The sequence below is a fragment of the Vibrio sp. VPAP30 genome (genome assembly GCF_001188205.1).
Lineage (GTDB): Bacteria > Pseudomonadota > Gammaproteobacteria > Enterobacterales > Vibrionaceae > Vibrio > Vibrio bivalvicida.
The window spans coordinates 1-18,682 of record NZ_LBLS01000030.1; the positions used below are offsets into that span (position 1 = coordinate 1).

Genomic DNA, 18,682 nt, shown 5'->3' on the forward strand with positions numbered 1-18,682 from the left:
GAAGCTCTGCAATGAAATTGCACACAAATTAAATACGCGCCCACGCAAAAGACTTGGGTATAGGACACCAACGGAGTATATTCATGCGCATCTGTAGCAAGTGTCGCACTTCAAACTTGATACTAAGCTGTATTATTTTTTGTCTCTAGGCGGGACACTTCCTAATACTGAACGTGTATCTGGCTTACTTGGTGGCGGCGGCGGTGGTGGGTTTTTCTTGTTCGACATTGTTCAAGTCCTCTTTAGCGTTTTGGTGGTTTACCATTTTCAATAATTCTTCTTGGTTTGGGTGCTGTTGGAGCATTTGGTGGAGGTGGTGTAGCACCTGATTTTGAGTTTGTAGCCATTCTCTCTGTGCCTCCTGGAAATTTTGGTTATTTGATGCAGCCTGCTCTATGTTATGACTCAGTTTATCAACTTCTTCAACAAGCGAGCGATTATATATCAGGGTTTCTTTACGCGGTGACGATGTGTCAAGGTCAAAACTTACAAATAGCACACTCGCTATTAAAAAAGGAATAGCTGCAACTAAAAGCCACCTAATAGAGTTATGCGTGTGTGCGAACCTAGAATCGTTCACTTTGGTATTGTGTGAAGAACAATCTCTCAATTGTTCATAGATAAATTGTGAAACCATGTCATCTACATCGACTATAGGCTGCTTGTTATCGGGATATTGTTGATTATATTCGACAATTGAAGACGCGTACTCTTGAACCTCTAGACGGTAGTTATCCGTTTCTAATGGACTCGACATTCCTTTATATTCGCTTCCCCAAAAAGCAACGACCAAATGTCGAACACCGATTAAAGAAATAAAACCACTGACAATCGTTAACGCTGCAAATGTTGTTGCTACCTCCTTATATGAGGTGAAATCAAGCATTCTTAACATATAACTGGCGATTGAATACCCAGTGAAAAATAGAGCAAAAGTTATTTGAATACGGGTAAATATTTTTTCGCGGGTTTCCATTTCATGAAAGTAAATTTTCTCATAAAACGAAAACAGTTTTTCTCTATCCACTAAACCTCCTATACAGTTAACAGCTATTAGACAGAAATATTCTGTATTTAGTCATAGAGTTCTTCTGTCTTTCTCCCTAACATAGCTAACACTATCTAACTTTTTCGGCAATTTATCAGTAGCCTAAAATTAGAGCAATCAATGGATGCATTAATGTGCATATTAATTCTATATAATTTGCTTTCAATCAAAAATTCTTCTGCCAACAAAGTAAAAACCGCCCAATTTAGCGGCTTTGTTTAGCGCCTACGTCTTGTTTTTATTGTCATTCTCGTAGCGGTGGCTTTTACTACGCGTCCACCTCTGAGCATATCCACTTTTTGGGGTTGGCCGTTTTGTTTACGACCTTTGGGCTTACAACATCGTTTTGCCATGATCTTAATTGATGATGGCATAGAAACCTAATTTCGAAGCGAGGGCTTCAAGCGGTGTGAATCATTCATAAATTACCGTCAAGTGTAGAATACTATCGATGCTTATTGAAACTCGGTTGCCTCAAACGAAGTACGGTCTTCCGAACTTATTTCTATCATTCTAGGTTCTGTTTCCTAGGCCATATAGCTAAACTGAAACTTTTACGAATGAACTTGCACCTGGGTTAAAACAAGAGTTGATTACTTAAGGCCCTGTTAAGGAGTGAGAAACGCAATACAGCATCTAGCCAGTTGCAAGGAAAAGACAGCGAAGCAGCAGCGGCACATCATGATGAGTGGCCGCTGAAGACATTATCAATCAGAAGTGGATTTTCAACATGAGCGTATCACCAAAGGACGGGATGAGACTATTGTCGACTACCTCGATGTGCAATCCCAACAGATGTCCCATGAATCGAATATCCGCCAAGGTGTAGATATACTCTCTGGAGTTGTAATTGTACACCTCTCCTTGATGGGTGATCTCTACATTGAGATCGAATAACCAGCCTTCAGAGCTGCAGACGGGCTTTTCACTTGGCCATCGACAGAAGACATCATCTGATGTGGCTCTTTCTTTGATTGGTAGCGCTTCAAAGTCGCCTAAGACGTCGGACAACTTATGAAGTTCAAGAAACAGTGTTGCATTAGCAGCGGCTTTGCGTTGGCAAACCTGAAGCAATTGATGCAAATCAGCATGTATCAGTCGGCAGGCAGCATAGCGCACCATTAAGAACAGATCGATACTACCCTCTTCAATGTCATCAAGAGGATCTGGTAACCATTTATGCAAGTAATCACTGTGGTTGATCCCGAAAGAGTTGACTGCGAGCGATTTCATGGCCGGGGAACCGTCGACGCAGAAGCCTCGCTGTACACCAGACTGTAGCAACTCTGCGGTATGCCGGGCTGGTCCAGCGAAGAGCTCCAGGCTTGTAGTCGGGCATTGAGGACAGAGCTGGGCCAGTTCACGGCACTGGGCAGCAAAGTCACGATCATTGGAAAAGGCATCATACAACTCCGGTCGGTTGGCATGAAGTTCAGAAATATCGGCGATGCTCATAGAGGCTTCCTTGCAATGATGGAAATGAAATTGAAATGGGTGAGCCAGACAGTAACGTCGTCAAAGCCCAGAGTGGTTAATCGATCTTGGTGGGTGGCGAGGGAATCTTCGACCAGAACATTTTTAAGCGCTTGACGTTTATTGCTGATCTCTTTCTCTGAATAGCCATTGTCACGCTTAAAGTCGTAGTACAGTTCGGTGGTGTGTGCCGAGCAAGAGACCTTTTCTGATAGGAACAGTAGTCCGCCGGGTTTGAGGCTTCTGTACAATGTTGCCATTAGGGCGTCTCGCTGTATGCGAGGCAGGAATTGCAGCACATAGTTAAGAATAATGATGTCGCTGGGTTCGTACTCAATGTCGTTCGCTGGTGAGCAGACTAATTGTGCATGTGTGCCGATGAGTTTTGCTTGGGCGCGATCTATCATCGGTTGAGAGGCATCGACTCCCACCAAATGTGTTTGGCTAATCTTCTCAGCGGGCAAATAGGAAATGAGTGCTTCTAGCAAACTGCCCGTTGAGCACCCAATATCATAAATTCTTGCCGGAAAATGGGGTTGTCTGCCAATCTGTTTAATGATGAACTCTTGGACGGTTTGATAGCTAGGAATGCTGCGAAAGATCATGTCGTCGAAGCAAGCCGAAACCTGCTCATCAAAAGTGAATGACGTGACGTCGTCACGGGTGAATAATTTGTCTTTGGTTGTCAACATAAGTTCTACCAAAATTGCGTTGATTAACTAGTTTGATTGTGATGTTCTGACTTAGGGCGTGCATTGTAAATAAAATAAGGGATGGTAGAGAGTAGGCACGCCAGTCCCAGCAACCATCCTACGGCTTGGCCGCCTGCGTGATTGTATACCCAAGCGCAAAGAACGCCGCCGACGATGCTGACTCCCTGCTTGGCCGATGATTCAATCGATAAGAATAGAGTCCGGTGCCGATCGCGGGTGATGGCTTGATTGATCCCACTGCGTAAGATCGGGCCCTCTACAAAACTCAAGACATAGATAAGAATAAGGCAGAGGGAAAATACCCAGCTGTTACTACTTAAACCCAACCCGATAAAGGAAAGTCCAAAGAGTGAGCGTAAAAGGGGCACGTAGCGTTCGTCAAACAGGGTGGCGCGTTTAGCGATGATGTACCCGAGTACCAGTGCACTGATCAAATACGCGAGTGAATAGGCTTGGGAAATGTGAGTTTCACTGAAGCCTTTGCTGATCCCCATTGGCATCCAAAACGTCTCCAAAAAACCAAAGCACAACCCATAGGAAGTGGTTAGGAAAAGAAAACGATTGAAGGAAAGCTGTCTAATCACAGGCCAAACTTGATTGAGCAACGGGGCAGAAACTGGGGTTACATCGCGCTCCGCGAGAGTTTTCTCATGCAAGATCACCAGAGAAAGAACGGAGAGGATGATCATCAACAGGCTCGCGAGGGCGAATACGATGACGTAATGATAGTGACTTGACACGATACTGGTGACCCCGACACCGAGCGCGATTGAGGTGGCTGTTGCAACGCCGTTCCATGCAAAGGCCTGTTTGCTTTCTCGCTCTCTCTCCGGTTTGTCGAGCTGATTAATATACCAAGACTCCAGCGTACCGGACTGGAAAGAACGAGCGATACCCCAAAGACCATAGGCGACGAATAGGCACCAATGGGTCTCCGCCAGTGCCCAGATGAGGAAAGTGAGCGCGTGGAGCAACAAGCTAAACGCAAAAACAAATTTCTTTTTCACCCTATCGGACACATAACCTGCAGGAATGTCGCAAATCAGGTAACAAACCGACGTGATTGCCACGGCGAAGCCAATATCCAATGCGGTCATACCTTGCTGCATCATGTGCACCGTCAAGATCGGGAAAAGCAGTGCGGACAGCAACCAGTAGACACTGTTGAAGACAACATAGATACAACTAACAGGCTTCATACTCACGATCGTTGGTAGTGAGGCGTTGTAAGCAGGTGTGTATCAGGTTAGCGGCACTTTGCTGAGCCGTGCCTAAAAATACCTCCCCATGCTCTTCCATGACAATGCAATTGGCCTGAGTCGAGGCTCGACATTGGGTGATTGCATCGCCTAATTCGGGTTCCCCATACGCCATTTCACCGATCATTGGAAACAGTGCTTTTGCACGCTCATTGCGGGTAAAATTAATACTGTCATGGGTATGAACGATCTGATTGACATCAGGGTTACGATCAAAGATCACGCATGCCTCAACCGCATCGGATGAAGGGATGTAGGCGCCAGAATAAGTGATGAGGTTTCGCGAGCGATCGAAGGCTTCTATCATGACAATACGATGCAGGTCCAGCTGATGAGCCTTAGGTGTTTTCGTCGCGGTAATATAGATTTTCCCTTCTGCCTTGATGGCAAAATAGCCATCGGTTTCAGAGCGATGGTACATATGGTGTGTCCCATACCGTTGAGCAGAATCTATAAAGAACTGACGAACTTGGTCAGGCAGTTGGTTTACGATGCTTTGGTCCGAGCGGCAATGGGTACGGTACTTGATACGTATGGTGTCGCAGATGATGTTGTCCACCAGTTTCTGGTGGGAAGCCGTAAATCGGCTGCCGTTGTAAATATTGGGCCTGATGAGATTAAAGCCGTCTAGGCGACCTAGCGTCGTTTTACAGGTCGAGATTTGATTTTCGTACCCGACCGCATCGTGGTCGTTGGCATAGGAAAACGCCAGCGAGCTTGATGTGTAGTGAGCGGCCGTTGTGTGTTTGACACGATGAGTTAAGGCTTCATCATAAGCGTCTTGCAGCCGAAGAATCGAGTGGGTGATCGGCAATTGACTCTGTTCTATAGCTTGCAAGGCGTCATCGAGTGAGGCCATGACCTGAATATTCAAGCCATAAGTTCTGGACGTTGCAATGGCCTGATTGATCAGCTCGGGATCGTTGAATTGATCGTAAAAGATGATACCTACATCGGCAGGTGCTAACTCCTGTCGGTACTTAAGCATGGTTTAGATCTCCAGTTTCGATTTCAAAACGAGGTGGTTTGGGTAGGCACCAGACGTCTTGAATGCTAAGTGCTCGATAGTGTCTGCCACGGTTTGGTGAGGGAGCAAATCGTCGCCCATACTGCCTAGCGTAATGTGGGTAAAGGCGCACTCTTGAAACAGGCTTTGCAGCATGTCAGTAACGTCATGCTGAAGCTTTTTGCTCAGAGCGAAACACGGGTTGCGAGTTTGACGGTTGAATTCGGCAGTGGAACCAATGGAGACGAAATGACTGCCGGGTTTCAGCAACTGATTATCATTGAGCGCGTGGAATACTTCGAGTAGACCGAAAGGTCCAGTGGCCAAGAATGGCGCGAGTTCATGAGGTCGCAAATCACCGCTTTCGCCCCAACTGGCAGGCAAATACACGACCAGATCGAGCGGCTTCTCCTCAAAGTAAGCCAAGGCTTGATCAGAAAGGCCTTGAGTCACATCACATGGGACATGCGGATGGGGATTGCCCTCAGGGACACTCCTGGATAGCGTCACAACGTCGTGCTGCGCAAAATGTGTGGTTAGAGATTGGCCGAGTCCTTTGCTCGCACCAACGATGAGAATTCTCATTGTAATCTTCCTTCTGATAATGGAATGCGTGAGTCCCAGCCATGATCGACATAAGGAATGGAGGGGTGCTCGAGCAAAGCCAGTGTGCCTTCACTGGTTTGCAGATCGGCCAACTCCGAATCCAAGATTTTTTGGTAAAAATAGCCAAAGTACTCATAGAGTTCGGCGACGTGATCACGAATCGAGTCGATATTGAGCTCGCCAGACTCGAATTTCTCGAGAAACAACGCCATGATGCCCAACGCAAACTCAGGCGCGAGGTCGAAAAATGCCTCGACTTCGGGGGTGTCTTGCAAGCGATAGTTGAGTTGCGCACTTTTTTTCGTGATTTCATAATGGGCGATCCGATAGACTTCCATCAGAGGCTCAAAGCGGGCATCAAAAATGGCGGTTTCATGATCAGGCTGATCCTTGTAAAACAGCAGCCACTTTATGTACGTTTTATCCGACAGCTTGTGCTCGCCCGCCCCACTCCAAGACGACTCCATGTTGAACAGAAAGTTTGGCATGCCAAGAAACGCTTTATTTGGGTGTGCGTGTAGGGCTTTCAGGGTTTCGATATTGGTTCGCAGTGAATCAATGGTCGTGTTGCGGTTGAAGGTGATGAAGCTGAGTGTCATGTAGATCTCTTGCTCCATCAGGTGGGTAATTGATGCGATAAGACGAGTTTTCCGCACATTTTTGTTCATCTCGATCAGATCATGTTCATCGAGTGACTCCACTCCGATAAATACATTGACCAATCCTGCTTGTTTGAGTAACGCCAATTCACCGAATTTAGCCAATGTGTCGGCACGAGAGTAGATCATGAACTTGATATCAGGGAATCGTGCGATGATCCCTTGGGCAATCGCGCGTACTTCCTGGTGTCTTGCCTTAGTCAGACCGATGAACTCTGAGTCCATAAACACAAAATGGCGCACGCCATGTCGGTAGTATGCTTCAATGTCATTTAAGGTGTTAGCCGCGCTCCGAGAAACGAAAAATTTCTCACCTAGGTTCTGACTGATGTAGCAAAAATCACAAGAAAACTCGCACCCTCGCGTGGTTTCGATTGCGGCTTTAAATAGGTGGCGTCGCTCTGGCTGGATCGTACATTGCGTGAAATAAGGTTGAGCCACAAAGCCGTATTCAAAGGTAATGTCCGGATTGGGGCTCACACTCGGGCACAGTGTGGTCAGCAACTCGCGCTCATTTTGCTCGATTAAGGTGACTTGTTGGATGTCACTGATGGGCAAATGGCGAAAACGTGCCACTTGACCGTAGATAATGACGGGCTTGTTCAGCGCACTCAGTGCGCTCGCCAGTCTGATGGTATAGTGCGGGTTAGAGCCTGTCTCTCTCGTAAAGATGACATAGGTGTCGACGTGTGGATCATAGACACTCTTGAGACTGTTGTTTTTGTCGAGCACAAAGTCATGAATTTGGTAATCGAGTGTGATGTTTTGCGCTTGGCAATAGCCTAGGAAATAAGAGATAAAGTTGTCTTCGCGTAAGTCCAAATCGTTATAAAAGGACTGTTGAGGTGGGCGAATAAGCTTAATCATAAGACTCGTTCTCTGTTGAAAAGTGTAAGAGAGGGAACAGAGCTCCCTCTAAGTTACCCATTTAGTCGCGGTCTATGGGCTGACGCCCATGGTTGAGACGTAAGACGTTTTTACGCTTGACTGGGTGTTTTCTTTGGTTTTTTTCTCTTCGACCAACTTATCGATCCATTTCATCTTTTATATCCTTAACAATAGAAAAGTGATTAAATATCTTATTGATAAATAAACAATTAGTTGCACATCAACTAATTGTTTAACAAAGTATACAAAAAAGATTAAATGTAAAGAAGGTGTTAATGGATTTTGTGATTATGGTCTCTAGTTAGTAACGTGTCGCGAGAGTTTGGTGTAAATAGTTTGATAAAAACAATGGACTTTCTCTCGTGGTAGTGCGATGAATCGCCGTGTAATTTGGTAAATCAATGACGACGTACCTTTAGCCTACTGCATCGCTCTTAATGGTGGAGGTTATTAGTGATTATTATTATTGATCCGATGGAAGGGGGAGATTTTCAGGGCTAAGGGTGACTGACCGAGCCCACTCTCTGTGATTAGACAACTAGGGCTGTCAAAGCCAAGCCACTAGGTCCCTTGCACCACTGTTTGGGTGTTCGATCTGATACCCTGGGCAACGTTGAATCCAACAAGAGGACATGAGAAACTGGCCATTATCGATTGTTAGTACCCATAGGTATTTGTTTTTATTCATATCTGATCAATGAGGTCAAGGAAGTATTCTGGCCTAGTCAGTTCTATGGATACAAGGCGACGTAAATTAATTGAGCGAGTGACGATATGTTTGTAGAAAGAAAATTCAAAAACCTGATGATCTCCAGCGTCAACCCTATGGCGGAAAGTGTGCTAATTTTATCGCACGGGGGCTATACCCCCAGAAGAGATAAACTCAGAAGAGGGAGTGGGTTTGTCACGATCCCACTTGGGATCACGGTTGAGTTCAACTCTGATGAAGATCGACCTTCGATTGGTACGAAAGCGAACCACCTTCTAATGGGAACGCCTATCGTACCAATCAGTACGTCGTTGCCTGGCAGTCTCATTCACGATTATTCGCTATCACACAACCCATTGTTTGACAGTTACAAACCAAACAACACTTATGATTTGATTAAAGTATCAAGTGATGGCAAGGCGCACATGAAGGATGTGTTTGCGGCAATACAGCAACATGGATTGAGGTATAAAACTATTCGAAGCTTTCACTGTCGAATAAATAAGCTCACCTACGATTTCTAGCACTTTTTACGCCCCTGCGACAGCCCTGCCTATTCACATCTATGCGCATTGAAGTGTTTCTTAGCACATTTTAATGCGTAGTGTGGATCTCACGAATGGTCAACTCTTTCAATGAGGGGTCACTCAAAAATGTATCCGCTTTTCCCCTCCAACCAGTAAGCCTTTGATCAACGCGCGAGAGGGAGTGCCGCTCATTTGCTTATTGACCTAGGCTTAAGGGGAACCAATTGGCCGTAGCAGAGACGATTACCAAAAGTTGTCGACCGTTTGATGACCGGCGTGCTTGCAGATAGATCGAATTGACTGCTGATGCCCTCCTCTCCATCGATTGGCGATCGCATTGCAAATTTACCTGTATAAATAATCAGTTCATGTGTTAATATACGTCCTAGAACTGCCATTCTAGGACGTATGATCGTGTTTAAGGGAGAAAGATCGTTTGACGACGTTATCGGTGTTGAGTGAGGTGCCGTTTGAGCGCTTACTGCCGCATGAATTTGCAGAGGGGCTCGCGGCGGCGCAGCGCGCGGGTGAAGCGCTCGAAGGCCATCCGCTGGTGGAGGCCGCGATCACGCATTATCAGGGTGAGTTCTTTCGCCGAGCAGAGCGCTTGCAGCCGGCCAGTCTGGTGCGCTTAAAAAGTGCGTGGGCGACCTTTGTCGCCTGGTGTTGTGAGCAAGATCGATGTGCCCTACCCGCTTCACCGCAAACGGTAGAGGCGTACTTGATTGCGGAACAAGATAGGTTACACCGTAACACTTTAAAAGTGCAGCTTTGGGCGATCGGTAAGACCCATCAAATTTCCGGATGTCCCGATCCCTGCCAAAACGATTATGTCAAAGCGCAGCTGCAGCAGATCCATCATCGTAAAGTGCGCCAACGTGAAGTGATCAGGCAAGCGGTGGCGCTACGCGAAAGCCACCTGAATGCGTTAGTGGATCTGTGGGACCGACCGGAAGCGAGCTTGACTGAGTGCCGTGATTTGCTGATCGTGAGCATGCTGTACGAAACCTTGCTGCGCAAAAGCAATCTAGAAACCTTACGTGTGGGGGACGTCGACTGGCAGGCTGATGGCAGTGGGTTGATCAAGGTGTTTGTCACTAAGACTGACAAAAGTGGGGATGTGAAGTACAGCTATGTGTCGCCCCCGACTATGGATCTGCTGGCTCGCTATCTCGGCCATGCCGATATTGTTGATAACCCGGAGGCTTTTCTCATCCAGAGAGTGAAACTGTCTAGTCAACAACTAAAAGGATCGGCGCGTACTCAAGCGGCGATATCACCAGTCTCGGCTAAGTTGATTGGGCGAGTTTGTGCCAAAGCGGCTAAAACGCTTGGTTTAAGCACTGATCGCCCTTTTACAGGCCACAGTGCTCGGGTCGGCGCGACGCAAGATCTGCTGGCCGAAGGGTTTTCATCTCTGCAAGTGCAGCAAGCCGGGGGCTGGAGTTCGGAGAGAATGGTTTTGCGCTATGGAGGTAGTGTACTGGCTTCTGAATCTGCGATGGCGCAACGAAGACAAAGAAAATCCCCGAAATAAAGGCTTTAACGGCTATTTAACCAGGGTGAAATGGCCCCTGGTTGTAAAGTCCAAGGGCCATCGAGTGAAGATTATTGTGTCATTCTAGCGTCGCCAATAAGGCGTTGATCGCGACGTTCAATTGGTGATCTCTATTCGCCGCCACATCCGCGGGGGAATTGTAGGCAACAATATCAGGCTTCACTTCGTTGTTCTCCAACCACTTCCCCTCATCATTTTTAAATCCAAGTTGAGGGACACCGTAGTCTAGGAAGGGTTCTTGTTGGATTTCCCACAACACGAAAGTGCCGGTGCCAGGGACGGGTTCACCCACCAATTTCCCTATTCCCTCTTTTTGATAGAAGTAAGGGACGATTGAGCCGTCGGAGTAACTCGAAGCATTCGCCAGCATAATACTGGGTTTTGCCCAGCGGCGTAGAGGAAAGGTGCCCACAGAGTAGCCGTCTCTCGACAGGGCGGAACTGTGTCTTACGCCTGACAAAACCTGCATGATTTGGTCGTGTAAGTTGCCCCCTGTGTTGTAACGAACGTCAATTACGACGGCCTCTTTATCGCGGTAGCGGCCAAACAACTTATTGACCAATTGGCGATAAGCGGCATTATCCATTTCAGGTAAATGAATATAGCCAATTCGGCCCTTCGACAACCGCTCAGTGAGCTCTTCGCGCTTCGTAACCCAGCGTTTATAAGCAAGATGGGCTTCATCAGACAAAGAGATCGGTTTGGTCACCACCGATATGGTGTCCTGATTGCCTGGAGTGAGCACCGATAAGCGCGTCAGCTTACCTTCCAGGTTATTGAGCAGCGGATAGATGTCGTGTCCAGATAGGACATCGATACCATTAACTGAATAAATAATGCTGCCCGCTTTTATTGGCTTGCCAGGCAGATCTGCCGGGCCACCACGTAAAATACTGCGAACCCTGATCCCTTTACCTTGGTACTTGTCATCATAAATTAGTCCGAGCGAAGCAGCAGACTCCCATTGATTTGGGTGGCCAAAGTAGGTTGCTCCCGTATGAGAGGCATTCAGCTCTCCCGCCAGCTCACTAAGTAACTCAGCAAAGTCGATGTAGTTGTGAATACTTGGCAAGTGTTTTTCATAGGCCCCTCGATACCACTCCCAGTTTACACCATGCAAATCCTTGTCGTAGAATTTGGTTTTAGTCAGGCGCCACACGTGGTCAAAGATATACTGCTTCTCTTTGGTAAAATCGTATTCAGCTTCCAAGCTAAAATGCACGCCCTCACTCTGGCCACTGGCGAGATCGATTTTTTCTAACTGACCATTGCCAATCAGCAACAACGTCGATCGGTCCTGGGTCACCGTCATGGATTTGATGTCATCCACTGAACGAGTCAACATCACTTCATGATCGCCCGTGACTAGATTTATGTGAACAAACTCGATGTGGTCATCACGATGATTTGCCACCACCATTTCAGTATTATCTGGGGAGAGATAGCTTGCAATAACGGACATCGAATAAGGCGTTATTCGATGAATTCTGTCTTGCAGATCGTGGACGTCCACACTTGTCCCGTTATCTTGCTCAGCGCTTTGATCTTGCTGTTCCGCCAACCACGCTTGATCTTGAGATAAACCTAAGCGCGCCTCGATGCGTTTGTTAAGGGTGACGGCATACACGTTACCATTAACCGCACTGCCATCTAATTCGGTGAGGCCACCCTTTTCTGAAGTCCAGTACACCATCTGTCCATCATCAGAAAATTTTGGCTGAGTTTGGCTAAATCCGCTATAACTGAGCGTAATGGGTGCGCGTTGACCAAAGCTATCAAGCAATAAAATGTTGTTGGCACTCAACGTACTGCCATCACGAGACACAATGTACTCGCCATCTGGTGACCACTGGTAATGCCAATCAGCATCTTCATAAGAATACATTGACTGGCTGCGAATAAGGGTTGTGGTCGAGCCGTCTTCAAGCGTCATGACTTTGAGCGTGTTTCTGGATGTTCGATATGCGACGCGTTGGTCGTCGGGCGACAAGACTGGCTGCGTTTCATCGATTGGCGTATCGGTGAGTTGTTGCTCTGTGATCTGAGCGGCGGTAAAAAAACTCTTGTCTTGTTCGCTGATGTGACAGGAAAATAGGTCCCAACTTCCCTTACGTTCAGAGCCGTAAATGAGGGTTCTACCATCACTTGAAAACGAAACGTTTCTTTCTGCTTGTGGGGTGTTCGTTATTCGGCGCGTCTCACCGGTGAGGGTCGATATCACAAAGATCTCGCCTCTTGCGACAACCGCGATCTCAGGTGCGATTGGCGAGGCCGCCATTTCAGTGATTTCATAACCTAGGTTGACGTTCGTGGTGCTGGTTTGGCTCCGCGCAGTGGGAATTCGGATGTCGACTTGATGTGGTGTGGCTTCATTGTTCTTTTTCAGCCAAATGCCGCCATCAAACCCGTAGGCTAGATCACCGCGTTGACTTATCGACAAGAACCTCACGGGCAGTTTGGTATGGTGAGTCACCGCCACGGCATCATCTTCATGCCCATTGAGCGATTGCTTCCAGACATTAAAGCTTCCCGAACGCTCAGATAGGAAGTACATGGATTGGTCATTATCGGCCCACACCGCATTTCTGTCTTCACCGCGAAACGTGGTGACTTGAGTGTGGGTTTGGGTGTCGACGTCATACTTCCAAATGTTTCTTGCGGCATCCGATAGCGATCCTTTGCGCCACGGTTGTTCTGTATAGGACGGCAAATCAGTGTACAACGCTTGTCGACCATCATGAGACACTGAGTAACTGCTGACTGAATTGGCTAACAAGACCTGTTCTCTGCCCCCGCTCGCGGGAATGGCATAGAGTCGGTTTGAGCGGCCGAAATACCCATTGTTTACTTCGCTGTCTCCGTTACCAATCCGTTGTGATTGAAACAGCACTTGGCTTCCATCGGCGCTGAAAGAATAAGGTGTTTCTTTGCTACCGTGAAAAGTGAGACGCTGAGAGGTATGGGTTTGCATATTGAGGACAAACACATCTCCTGGACCATACTGATTGGCTTCGTATGCTAAAAGCTCGCCGTCAGAGGACCAAACTGGATTAGAGCTATGCACGCTTTCACGCGTGAGTGGAATCGCGTCCCCCCCTTCGGAGTTTGCTAGCCAGATTTGCCCATTGAAGGTGAAGGCGATTTGCTCACCGTTCGGAGAAATTGCAATATCGCGATACCAAGATGATCCTTCTGGTGTTTGTGCGAAAAGCAGAGAAGCGTGACTGGTCGTCAATAAGGCGAGGACCACTTGGGCAATATGTGAAAATTTCATAGATTTTACTTAATGTGTTCTTTTTCATCATGATATAGCAAAATCTTGACGTCGATTGCATCTATTTTGAGACATTAATGCAAGCCATTACGGGCGTTTCCGATGCATTCATCAGTCTCATGATGGATTAGGCATTGGCGGAGGCGATGGTCTGTTCTTCTTCTGTGTCTCCGTATTTTTCTATACGTCTAAAAACATTTAGTTATAGTGCGTCAGGGATTTTCAATATGCACAAGCGTGCACTATGACCATTGCCCTTAACTTTGCGCAAACGCCATAATCCACTCGTGCTCTTTAACAACATCGCCATGGCTAACAACTCACTCGTCTTCCCGCGTTGAGAAAGGCAAGAAGTATGCGACAGAGTTGTTCTCGATGAATGCCCATAATAATTCATCAATCACACCCCACGTTTAGCAAACGAGGCAGGGGCTTTGTACCGTCCGAACAAATGAAAGTGTAGGACACCAACTCTGTTGATAAGGAGGTCGCATGTCAAAAGCACCAACCAATCCACTAGACACACCGAAGGAAGGCACTTCTCGCACCAAATTATGTACTCAATGGCAGGGGGCGACTGTGACGTGGCAAACATCAGACAAAAGCGAAACGGTGAATACGAGTTTAAGCCCCTGCCGTGTCAGGTGTTTTCGATCGTCTACATGCCATCGCTATCTCTGCTGCACCCAACCACGAACGAAAGTCGATAGAGCGATTTATGCCGGTCAGCTTTTCTCGAGTCACGCGGATCCACTGAAACAGCCGGGGTACTTTGTTTAGTGCACAGGTTAGAGAGGCGGGCTAGACGGGTAAATCCCCCGCCTATTCGCCTCCAACGCGACGGCGAACAAGTCAATACAGTGGCGGCCCCCATATGTACGATAGATTTGGTCAACGCACACCTTCCTGTCCACATTGGGTGCGCTTCTGACGCTCTCACTAGCAACGCTATCAACGCAAGATTGACGTCCTTGCGTGTGCGCACAGACGCCTTGGTTACATTAGGAGTTTACTCATGACTTCACAGCACATTGGATACACGTTTGTCCTCTTCATTGGTTTTGCCATGTTGATCACTTACCCTGTCCTCGCCGCTGACCTTTTTGCCACCGGAAAATCAATCATTAAGGACACCGCGGGTAAAGGCTCGACGGTAGAAACCGCTATGCTAGGCACAGGCCTTATTGTCAGCGCGATAACCGGTCTAACCACACGAAACTGGTTAGCCGCGGTGGGGGGCTTTATTGGCGGCAACATTCTGTGGTCGGTCGGCGCCCCGATGGTCGGACTCGCCTAAATGGAAAATCCTGACCTCTTTTTCAGCATTCCCAGACACATGAATACGGGAAAACGTCTCGCGGGTTTTCCGCGCGATGAAATCATCCCTGCCATCGTCGTGTTCGGTCTGTGTTTTTGGCAAGGCTATTCAATCCTCGGGATCATACTAGGACTGGGGTGGTTCGGTGGCATTCGATTTCTCAAAGTGGGCTACGGAGAACACATCGTCGCCCTTACTTTTTATTGGTGGACGGAAGGTTTACTGAGCCAAGCTTACTTCACTCGAACGCCCTCTTCTGAGCGGCGTTATTGGATATTTTAAGGAGACCCCTTTGGATTCCTTTATCGCAGACGAGCGCCTCAAGACAAAAAGCTTACTTAACGCGCTCCTTTTGGCCGGTTTCCTAGCCATGCTGGTGACCAACATTATGCTGGGTGTGAGCGTCCACAAGGCCTTCAATAGTAAAAGCCGAACCTTTGTTCCCCCGCTCATCTCAAAAGCTTTCTCTGTCTCGGATGGCCAAGTAGATGCCCCCTACCTAGAGATGATAGGCGAGTTTTTGGTGTACAAGAAACTCAACGTTACGCCCGCTAGCGTCCATAGACAATATGGCCTGCTGCTTGATTATGTCAGCGAGCAATACTGGCCGTCCATCCAACCTCGACTCTTACGCGAAGCAGAGCAAGTAAAGTCCGAGCACATTTCCAGTCGCTTCGATATTGAACACGTCGAAGTCGCCGTTGAGGACTTAAAGGTACGGTTTACCGGTGTGCTCCAAAAGCACGTCGGTCGCCGTCCACTCGCGCGAGAAAAAGACGTCGTTTACCAAGTGTCGCTGGATTATGCGCAAGGCGAAATTTCTCTTCTTTCCATCAACCGTGTGGATCCCGAACAATGAAAACGCTAATGCTTCTTCTCGTTACACTGATGTCTCCATGCCTTGCGCTCGCAGAGAACGTCAGCATGCTCAACTACACCTTTAATGATGGCGACACCATCCCCATTTCGCTGTCTAGCCTAGACGTCAACCGACTTCGGGTAGATGATGACCGCATTATGGATATTACCTGCCCGCGCGGCTTCTGCACGTCGAGCGCCGAACAAAGAGACAAGACGGGCTCCATCAAGCTCACTATCAATATCCCCGCCCCGTTTACCGCGCAACTGACCACAGAGAAAGGGCGTCTATTCGCCCTGTTTGTGACCCCAAAAGCCACCCCTGGTGTTATTACCCAGTTCACTTACGCAAGGGCACACCTTGAGCAAACGTCCGTCTTTGAACGCAAGTTTGATTACCCGACCGCGTTAGTTGAGTTCACCAAAGCAATGATGCATTGGAAGCAATATCAGACGCCGGTGGTGGGGTTCTCGGTGCATCGCGTTGACCCTGATACGTTGCCAGAAAAGCGTTCTGCCTTACCCCTGACACCACAAGTGGTCTTTTCTGGGAAAGACTACTCAGGGATCATTTATCAGGTAACCAACAACGGTGACACCGCCGTCAACCTCACGACGGCTCAGTTCTATAGCGATTCGGCTCGCAGTGCGGCTCTTGACGACGTTTACCTCAAACCGGGGGAGTCCACCACGCTCTACTTAGTGACGGGAGGGGGAGTCAATGATGTTCGATAAGTTCTTTGCCCGTTTTTTAGAGCCCAACGGGGATTTCGAACAAGGTGCCAACATCAATCAAGCCACCAAGAAACGTAACCGTATCGTGACGGCGTCCGTCTTGTTGGTGTTGCTGATGCTCGGGAGTGCTTTCTGGGCCTATGTTGAGCAATCGCCGCACCCGGATGAACAGCGGCCTCAACAGGACGTCGCTTTCGGCGCCGTTGTGACCGATGATTTCACCGCGAAAGACAACCAAAGCGCCCTCACGTATCAGCAGATGCAAATTGATGAGATGGCTAAGATGCTTAAGACCTTTGAAGGCACGTTAGACACGTTGGATCAGAGCTTAACCAATGGGTTAGATGACCTTACAGAAGCAAGTGAAAGGCGTCATCAAAACGGTATGGACACACTTAAACGCGAGTGGCAGCTAGAAATTCAACAAGTTAAGCAACTGAAAGAGCAGCTGGCAGCCCAACTCGACCATGGCACATCACCTTTGAGTCGGCCCGTGAGGGTGAATGGAAACGGGGAGGACTTCGGTGACGACACCACTCGTTTTCCCCGCACGGCCACTGCGTACTATGCCGACACTCCCTCCAACGACGGGGAATTTGCCTATCAGGAAAACCCACGACGTTCTGTCGATAGCACCGGGTTTGAAACCCAGTCTTTTCACTGGCAAGCCTCGATAGAAGAAACTACCTCCCTACGCACCACTGAAAATTATGTGCCAACCGGTACTTTTGTCACCGCCGTGGTCACCGGTGGCGCGGATGCGAACGCGGGGGTGTCGGGTCAAGGCGATACTGCTCCGATTGTCTTTCAAACTATTAATTCAGGCATTCTGCCCAATGGCAAAAAATCGAAGCTAGACAACTGTACGATCACGGGGTCGGTGTACGGGGAAATATCCGCCAGTCGAGGCATTACAAGAACTCATCGCATGAGCTGCATTCAACCTGATGACGCGATCTTAGACATTCCCGTCAAAGCCACCGCCTTTAATTTCGGTCGCAACGGCATTCGTGGCACCACCATTTTAAAGAATGGCAAAATCGTTCAAATGGCGGGGGTGTCAGGGATCCTCACGGGGCTCGGTGAGACAGGGGCGGCACTTTCTCAAACCACAACATCCACCGCTTTAGGACCATCTCAAACCGTCGAAAGTGAAGAGGCCTTAGTCAACTTACTGGGTAACGCTACGTCCAGTGTGGGCAGTAAACTCGCTGACTACTACATCAAATTGGCCGAGATCTACCATCCTATTGTCGAGGTCAATCCCGGCGCCGTGGTAAACATTGTGTTTCTTGAAGGTTTTCCCCTTGATCCCCTGTTTGCTGAAGAATACGAAGCGGCCGTCGAGAGAGAGGCGCAAGCCGCGATGACCCTCCCTCGGAATCCACTGATGAGTGTCATGCCCCATCCCCCCGCCATGGCAACAGGACAAGCGATTAATCCATTGGCTGAAAAACTCGCTCAAGAAGGTCTCCCCGTCTCTCAATTTGGTCGTGAACAATAGCGCCACTGAGTTTGTGCTCGCAGGCGTCAACAAGGGATCACTGACCGTCAACCATAAACGGCCACTCAGCCGAACTAAAGTGGTCAGCAACCGCTTTTCAGATAACCATATGAGCAACGCGTCATGCTCATCCATTGTTAAGGATACCATTATGCTTAGAATCGGACTTACATTAGTGAGTATTGTCCTGTTATCAGGGTGTGCCGCAGGACTCGGTGAAGAGTTTAGTTGCAACAACGTGGGCGGAGTGAAAGGCTGCACGCGCATGAACGACATTCGCGACAATATCGACGTCTATCGCGCCCCCAATGCCATTGTTCATTCTCGTCCTTCTAGGGCTAAAGCGCCACCCTTGATGTTTGCGACGCTCCCTCGTCGTGAGCGCCACGGCCAACCAGGACGAACGCCGGATAAGGTCAACAAAATTACCATCTTTCCTTTTAAAACTTCCACGCACGAGCACTATATCGACACGCTCGATATCTATTTTGTTGTCGATGAAAGCACGTGGATAGACAAGCCTGTTCAGGCCATTAGAAAGGACTGA

The 18,682-nt window shown here is 48.1% G+C and carries 16 protein-coding genes; 8 read left to right on the forward strand and 8 right to left on the reverse strand.

Features of this window, described 5'->3' with window-relative positions:
* Positions 1-184 precede the first annotated feature (184 nt).
* From ZX61_RS13335 to ZX61_RS13365, 7 genes are all read right to left on the reverse strand, one after another.
* Positions 185-1,027 carry a hypothetical protein gene (locus ZX61_RS13335; RefSeq protein WP_049845128.1) on the reverse strand — a complete coding sequence of 281 codons (843 nt, stop codon included), beginning with the start codon at positions 1,025-1,027 and terminating at the stop codon, positions 185-187.
* 732 nt (positions 1,028-1,759) lie between these two features.
* Positions 1,760-2,503 (reverse strand): hypothetical protein, encoded by a 744-nt coding sequence (locus tag ZX61_RS13340; RefSeq protein ID WP_049845129.1) that lies wholly within the window; start codon positions 2,501-2,503, stop codon positions 1,760-1,762.
* Positions 2,500-3,213 carry a carboxy-S-adenosyl-L-methionine synthase CmoA gene (gene cmoA, locus ZX61_RS13345; protein ID WP_049845130.1) on the reverse strand — a complete coding sequence of 238 codons (714 nt, stop codon included), beginning with the start codon at positions 3,211-3,213 and terminating at the stop codon, positions 2,500-2,502. The genes ZX61_RS13340 and cmoA overlap by 4 nt, the downstream gene beginning before the upstream one ends.
* Positions 3,214-3,236: 23 nt before the next feature.
* Complete coding sequence (locus ZX61_RS13350) at positions 3,237-4,433, reverse strand: MFS transporter (protein ID WP_049845131.1); 1,197 nt, start codon at positions 4,431-4,433, stop codon at positions 3,237-3,239.
* On the reverse strand, positions 4,420-5,481 hold the full coding sequence (locus ZX61_RS13355; protein ID WP_049845132.1) for a class II aldolase/adducin family protein: 1,062 nt from the start codon (positions 5,479-5,481) through the stop codon (positions 4,420-4,422). Before ZX61_RS13355 ends, ZX61_RS13350 begins: the two co-directional genes overlap by 14 nt.
* A 3-nt stretch (positions 5,482-5,484) precedes the next feature.
* Positions 5,485-6,084: a hypothetical protein gene (locus tag ZX61_RS13360; RefSeq protein ID WP_049845133.1), complete on the reverse strand. Its 600-nt coding sequence runs from the start codon at positions 6,082-6,084 to the stop codon at positions 5,485-5,487.
* The gene (locus ZX61_RS13365) at positions 6,081-7,631 is read right to left on the reverse strand and encodes a B12-binding domain-containing radical SAM protein (RefSeq protein WP_049845134.1); all 1,551 of its coding nucleotides are present in this window, start codon (positions 7,629-7,631) and stop codon (positions 6,081-6,083) included. Before ZX61_RS13365 ends, ZX61_RS13360 begins: the two co-directional genes overlap by 4 nt.
* Before the next feature lie 795 nt (positions 7,632-8,426).
* Between ZX61_RS13365 and ZX61_RS13370 the strand changes: the two genes are divergently transcribed.
* Together ZX61_RS13370 and ZX61_RS13375 are read left to right on the forward strand one after the other, a co-directional pair.
* The gene (locus ZX61_RS13370) at positions 8,427-8,885 is read left to right on the forward strand and encodes a putative adhesin (protein ID WP_049845135.1); all 459 of its coding nucleotides are present in this window, start codon (positions 8,427-8,429) and stop codon (positions 8,883-8,885) included.
* A 439-nt stretch (positions 8,886-9,324) separates the two neighbouring features.
* Positions 9,325-10,425 (forward strand): tyrosine-type recombinase/integrase, encoded by a 1,101-nt coding sequence (locus tag ZX61_RS13375; RefSeq protein WP_049845136.1) that lies wholly within the window; start codon positions 9,325-9,327, stop codon positions 10,423-10,425.
* A 79-nt stretch (positions 10,426-10,504) separates the two neighbouring features.
* Here the strand turns inward: ZX61_RS13375 and ZX61_RS13380 are convergent, their stop codons facing one another.
* The gene (locus ZX61_RS13380; protein ID WP_049845137.1) at positions 10,505-13,720 is read right to left on the reverse strand and encodes a S41 family peptidase; all 3,216 of its coding nucleotides are present in this window, start codon (positions 13,718-13,720) and stop codon (positions 10,505-10,507) included.
* A gap of 1,015 nt (positions 13,721-14,735) precedes the next feature.
* On the opposite strand from ZX61_RS13380, the gene traA reads away from it, so the two are divergent.
* From traA to traV, 6 genes are all read left to right on the forward strand, one after another.
* On the forward strand, positions 14,736-15,017 hold the full coding sequence (gene traA, locus ZX61_RS13385; RefSeq protein ID WP_049845138.1) for a type IV conjugative transfer system pilin TraA: 282 nt from the start codon (positions 14,736-14,738) through the stop codon (positions 15,015-15,017).
* Entirely contained in the window at positions 15,018-15,320 is a 303-nt protein-coding gene (gene traL, locus ZX61_RS13390) for a type IV conjugative transfer system protein TraL (RefSeq protein ID WP_004744182.1), read from the forward strand.
* Between the two features lie 10 nt (positions 15,321-15,330).
* Positions 15,331-15,897, forward strand: coding sequence for a type IV conjugative transfer system protein TraE (gene traE, locus ZX61_RS13395; RefSeq protein ID WP_049845139.1), 567 nt, complete (start codon positions 15,331-15,333; stop codon positions 15,895-15,897).
* Entirely contained in the window at positions 15,894-16,631 is a 738-nt protein-coding gene (gene traK / locus ZX61_RS13400; RefSeq protein WP_004744180.1) for a type-F conjugative transfer system secretin TraK, read from the forward strand. Before traE ends, traK begins: the two co-directional genes overlap by 4 nt.
* The gene (locus ZX61_RS13405) at positions 16,621-18,135 is read left to right on the forward strand and encodes a TrbI/VirB10 family protein (RefSeq protein ID WP_049845140.1); all 1,515 of its coding nucleotides are present in this window, start codon (positions 16,621-16,623) and stop codon (positions 18,133-18,135) included. The genes traK and ZX61_RS13405 overlap by 11 nt, the downstream gene beginning before the upstream one ends.
* A gap of 151 nt (positions 18,136-18,286) precedes the next feature.
* Positions 18,287-18,682 carry a type IV conjugative transfer system lipoprotein TraV gene (gene traV, locus ZX61_RS13410; protein ID WP_004744178.1) on the forward strand — a complete coding sequence of 132 codons (396 nt, stop codon included), beginning with the start codon at positions 18,287-18,289 and terminating at the stop codon, positions 18,680-18,682.

Excerpts from the sequence above, each read along its gene's own strand:
- ZX61_RS13340 (WP_049845129.1), bottom strand. The coding sequence starts at position 2,503 with ATGAGCATCGCCGATATTTCTGAACTTCATGCCAACCGACCGGAGTTG.
- cmoA (WP_049845130.1), bottom strand. The coding sequence starts at position 3,213 with ATGTTGACAACCAAAGACAAATTATTCACCCGTGACGACGTCACGTCA.
- ZX61_RS13350 (WP_049845131.1), bottom strand. The coding sequence starts at position 4,433 with ATGAAGCCTGTTAGTTGTATCTATGTTGTCTTCAACAGTGTCTACTGG.
- ZX61_RS13355 (WP_049845132.1), bottom strand. The coding sequence starts at position 5,481 with ATGCTTAAGTACCGACAGGAGTTAGCACCTGCCGATGTAGGTATCATC.
- ZX61_RS13360 (WP_049845133.1), bottom strand. The coding sequence starts at position 6,084 with ATGAGAATTCTCATCGTTGGTGCGAGCAAAGGACTCGGCCAATCTCTA.
- ZX61_RS13365 (WP_049845134.1), bottom strand. The coding sequence starts at position 7,631 with ATGATTAAGCTTATTCGCCCACCTCAACAGTCCTTTTATAACGATTTG.
- ZX61_RS13370 (WP_049845135.1), top strand. The coding sequence starts at position 8,427 with ATGTTTGTAGAAAGAAAATTCAAAAACCTGATGATCTCCAGCGTCAAC.
- ZX61_RS13380 (WP_049845137.1), bottom strand. The coding sequence starts at position 13,720 with ATGAAATTTTCACATATTGCCCAAGTGGTCCTCGCCTTATTGACGACC.
- traA (WP_049845138.1), top strand. The coding sequence starts at position 14,736 with ATGACTTCACAGCACATTGGATACACGTTTGTCCTCTTCATTGGTTTT.
- traL (WP_004744182.1), top strand. The coding sequence starts at position 15,018 with ATGGAAAATCCTGACCTCTTTTTCAGCATTCCCAGACACATGAATACG.
- traK (WP_004744180.1), top strand. The coding sequence starts at position 15,894 with ATGAAAACGCTAATGCTTCTTCTCGTTACACTGATGTCTCCATGCCTT.
- ZX61_RS13405 (WP_049845140.1), top strand. The coding sequence starts at position 16,621 with ATGTTCGATAAGTTCTTTGCCCGTTTTTTAGAGCCCAACGGGGATTTC.
- traV (WP_004744178.1), top strand. The coding sequence starts at position 18,287 with ATGCTTAGAATCGGACTTACATTAGTGAGTATTGTCCTGTTATCAGGG.